At 38.2% G+C, this 4319-nt stretch carries 3 protein-coding genes; 1 reads left to right on the top strand and 2 read right to left on the bottom strand.

Annotated features, from left to right (window positions below):
- A partial coding sequence (locus E1176_RS05110) for a LytR/AlgR family response regulator transcription factor (RefSeq protein WP_155209490.1) occupies window positions 1-640 on the top strand: 640 nt, incomplete at its 5' end.
- Here the strand turns inward: E1176_RS05110 and E1176_RS05105 are convergent.
- Complete coding sequence (locus E1176_RS05105; RefSeq protein ID WP_155209489.1) at window positions 637-2226, bottom strand: response regulator; 1590 nt, start codon at window positions 2224-2226, stop codon at window positions 637-639. The genes E1176_RS05110 and E1176_RS05105 overlap by 4 nt on opposite strands.
- A gap of 4 nt (window positions 2227-2230) precedes the next feature.
- Window positions 2231-4319, bottom strand: a 2089-nt coding sequence (locus tag E1176_RS05100) for an OmpA family protein (RefSeq protein WP_155209488.1), incomplete at its 5' end; no start/stop codon positions are given.

The raw sequence follows: 4319 nt of genomic DNA, 5'->3' as shown, positions 1-4319 counted from the left end.
TCTGTTTTTAACTATACTTACACAGTTTATAGAAAAGACAGATTCCCTAGAGTTACTAGGTGGCTTCGACAATGCTGTGGATGCCTATAACTTTCTGCAAAACAATAGTGTAGATCTTGTCTTTCTGGATATCGAAATGCCAGAAATGACTGGTTTAGAATTGCTTAAGTCTCTGGAAAAAACTCCTCAAATTATAATTGTAAGTAGCGAACAGAAATATGTAATTGATGCATTTGAGCTTAACGTATCTGCCTACCTGCTCAAACCTTTAGACAATTATGCCAAGTTTTTGAATGCCGTAAAAAAAGCAAAGACCAATAGCGATAGTAAAAAACGGTCTATGTTTATTAAAGAGGAACATAAGCTGGTGAAGTTAAATATCGATGACATCATGTACATCGAAGCTTATGGTGATTACATAAAAATATATACAGAAGAGAAGTTTCACATTACATATGCCTCTCTCAAAGATTTTTCGCAAAAACTTCCTTGTGAATTTGTGCAAATACACCGCTCCTATATCGTTTCGCTACATCACGTGGATGCAGTAGACGGAAATATGCTCTCTGTGGGCAAAAAACAAATCCCTATGAGTCGTAGCAGGCGTGATGATATTATGCAGCGATTGCAGGAGCTCTAAGCAAGACCCACCCTACTTTTTAGCAATGAGTGTATTTTTTGCTTCAGATCCATTGGGTGAAATGGCTTGGCTAATAAATCGTCTATTGTGCTGTTGATATAGGCATCGTCATCAAAAGTCGAGAGTGAGGCTGTAAGCGCTATAATAGGCACTTCTTTCTTCAGTTTAATTTGTCTTGTTGCCTCAAATCCATCTACAACCGGCATTCGTAAATCCATTAGAATAAGAGCATATTCGTTTTTCAACGCTAAATCGATCGCTTGTTGGCCATCATTGGCTGTATCGAATTTAATACCCCACTTTTCGAGGAATTTGCCAAGTATTATCCTGTTCGTTTCTAAATCGTCAACCAGCAAGACTTTTACGCCCTTAAAATCAGATAACAGTCCTGGCTTTTTCTTTGCCGGACTTTTTAAACCCTGATCTTTTGACTTTCTAAACCTTAATGAAAAAGTGGCTGAGGTTTTACCTTTTTTGCTCTTTATCACCAACTTGCCCCCGAGCATTTTTATTAAATCTCTGGCTACAGAATCTCCATTTTCGTCAAATAAATCCTTAGAATTTTCTGGGACAGGCTTTTTCTGGATTTCTCCGGGAAAGGTTGAGGTAAATCTTACAACTATCTCTTTGCTTCCTTCGTCAACAATTTCAGTGTTTAATTTTAGATTACCTTCTTCACTGTGTATATAAGCAAAATCAATCAGGTGCCCTAATACCTGCTCTACCCGCTGAGGGTCGCCCAACATGGTATCAGGAATTGATAAGTCGTAATTCAGCTTGAGTTTTATATTTTTCTCATCTAAGCGCGGCTTAGCTGTATTTCTGAGGTTTCTAACAATAGCATCAAGATCAAAAGGTATTTCCTGCGGGCTTATTTTACCCTCTTTCACATTATGAAAGTCGAGCATATTGTTTATCAAACCGTGGAGCTTCTCAGCGGAACTCCTTAGATCGCCTATATTTTCTTTAGTATCAGCTCCCTCAGAGGCTATCATCTCTATGAGGCCAATAATATTGTTCATAGGTGAGAGCATTTCCTGACTCATGAGATTCAATAAATCACTTTTAAACTGTAATGCTTCAGTGGCTTTTTGCTCTCTTAAATCTTTATCTAAACACTGTACCACGAGCCTGCTTATGATCGTCAGTGATTCGCGCTGTTCCTGAGTAAGTTTCTTAGGTTTTGAATCTATAACGCAAAGCGTACCTAATGGAAATCCTTTATAATTAATTATTGGAGCTCCGGCATAAAACCGAATGTGTGGTTCACCAGTAACGAGCGGGTTGCTTATAAATCGCTCATCACGATGTGTATCTTCAATTTCGAGAATTTCTTTGCCATCAATCGCAATATTACAAAACGCCACTTCTCTTGGTGTGTGGTTTGGTTCTATGCCATGTTTAGCCTTAAACCACTGTACATCTTTATCTAAGAGTGTGACGAGCGAGATTTCGGTCTTGCAGATATGTGATGCTAATATTACTAAATCGTCTAGAATTGGGTTGTTAGACTCAACATTGTACTCTTGTATCGCCTCTAGCCTCTCCTTTTCTCTGTCTAACTTAGCTTCTTCTTGCTTATTCAATACATTAAAATTTAGTAATCTTAAATTCTGTCCTCCTGTTTAATTGATGTTCTTCAGCGCTACAAGGCACCCCATCAGAACATTTGTTTATCAATTGTTGTTCCCCGTAGCCTTTTCCAATGATTCTGGACTCATCTATTCCTTGTGAAATTATGTATTGAGCTGAGGCTTTTGCGCGTTTATCTGAAAGTCTCAAATTTGAACTGGCACTACCTCTTGAATCAGTATGTGATCCTAACTCTATTTCAATCCCGGGGTTTTCTTTCATAATCTCCACCACCTTATTGAGCTCGTTTGCTGCATCTGGGCGAATTGCATATTTACCCACATCGAAGTAAATAGGCTGAATATCAATAAGTTTACCAATATCGGCACCAATTTCCAGTTTGTCAAGACCTAAATTAAGAGAATTATTAAGGTCATAGGTTCCAGGCTCATCAAGTTGGGTGTTGAAAACCAACATTTTGGTTAGGTATCCCTCCTTTTCAAGCTTTATCTGGTAGCTTATTCTATCTTCAATTTCGTAATCCTTGATTTTATAATTAAATACACCATCTCCTAATGTATTTGCTTCCAATGCTTTTTCATTAGACAAATTATCAATCAAGGTCACTTTCACCCCTTCTAAATTTTCCTGATTGGCGTTGTCGGTAACCAAGCCTTTTAGTGCAAAACCATAATCTTTTGATAAAGGCAAATCTACCTCCCAGGCAGTTTTGTCATCGCTACCTGTAGTAACCAACGGCAACTCTGTTGTTAAATAGTCCTGGGTACCAGCCTGTAACTTATAAGACTGGTTTGGCTCCACTGGCAATGTATAATTTCCTAAACTATCTGTCTTAACAGAGTTTATTACCACTTCCTGGTCATTTACCAAATACACCAACACATCAGTAACCGGTTCATCTGCCCTTTTATCATAAACCTTACCACTTACCTGGTAAACCATTACAAGCGGACCATCGGTGTTAAAAATGTAAATATCGTCTTGATTTCCACTACCATCTCTATTACTAGAGAAGAACCCTCCGTTTTCATCCTCATTCATTACCAAACCAAAATCATCAAGCGATCCGTTGATAGGTGACCCTACATTTTCTGCAGTTAGTACTGTTTTTGACAAGTCGGTAACGAAAATATCTAAACCACCTAAACCGCCATGTCCGTTACTGGCAAAGTATAACTTATTATTTTGAATAGAGGGGAATAGCTCATTTCCCTCGGTATTTACTCCATCACCTAAATTAACTGGGGTTTGCCACTGTCCATCTTGAAACTGGCTTTTATAAATATCAACACCCCCTGCTCCACCAGGCATGTCAGAAGCAAAATACAGTGTATTACCATCGGGTGAAATGGCTGGGTGCCCAACCGAATATTCATCACTGTTGAAAGAAAGAGGCATAGGCACTGCCCACTCCCCATCAGCATCTTTTGCTGATGCATAGAGTTTAAGTTTGGTAACACCTTCTTTACTCTCGTTTATTTTACCTTTTAAATAGTTGTTTCTGGTGAAAATTATCTTGTTTCCATTGTCATAAAAGGCTGCAGGACCTTCATGAAATTTAGAATTTAATGTTTTATCAAAACCAGTAACCTTTCCATCTTTGTAAATAAATAAATCCAGATAATTTGACTTGTCCCAGTTAAAAACTTCAGCTAAAGGGCTATCAGATTCCCGAGAAGACACAAATACAATTCCTTCATCTATTACAGTCGGGCAAAAGTCAGCTGCATCAGAGTTAAAACTAGTTTTTCTTACAGATACAGTGGCTTCGTTTCTGTATAACTGCTTTTGGTTATTTAAGGTATTTAGTTTTTTCTGCGCTCTCCCATCGTTTTGGGCTCTTGTGTTATAAGTCTCGTACCATTCTTTTGCATCAGCATATTGCTTCTGTGAGTTAAGCGCCTCTGCGTAATGTAGGATATAAATCGCGTCAATATTGTCATAGTTAAATCTCATTACCTCTTCATACCACTTCACCGCATTTTCAGGCTGATTTAACTTACGGTAGCTTTCTGCAATCTTAAGCTTTACCTCATCTTTAGAAATGCCGTCTGAAGACAATGCCCTTTTGTATGCGTCAATCGCT

Source organism: Fulvivirga aurantia (assembly GCF_009711475.1).
GTDB lineage: Bacteria > Bacteroidota > Bacteroidia > Cytophagales > Cyclobacteriaceae > Fulvivirga > Fulvivirga aurantia.
The sequence above is the reverse complement of the archived record's forward strand: the minus strand, read 5'-3'. Positions and strand labels throughout refer to the sequence as shown.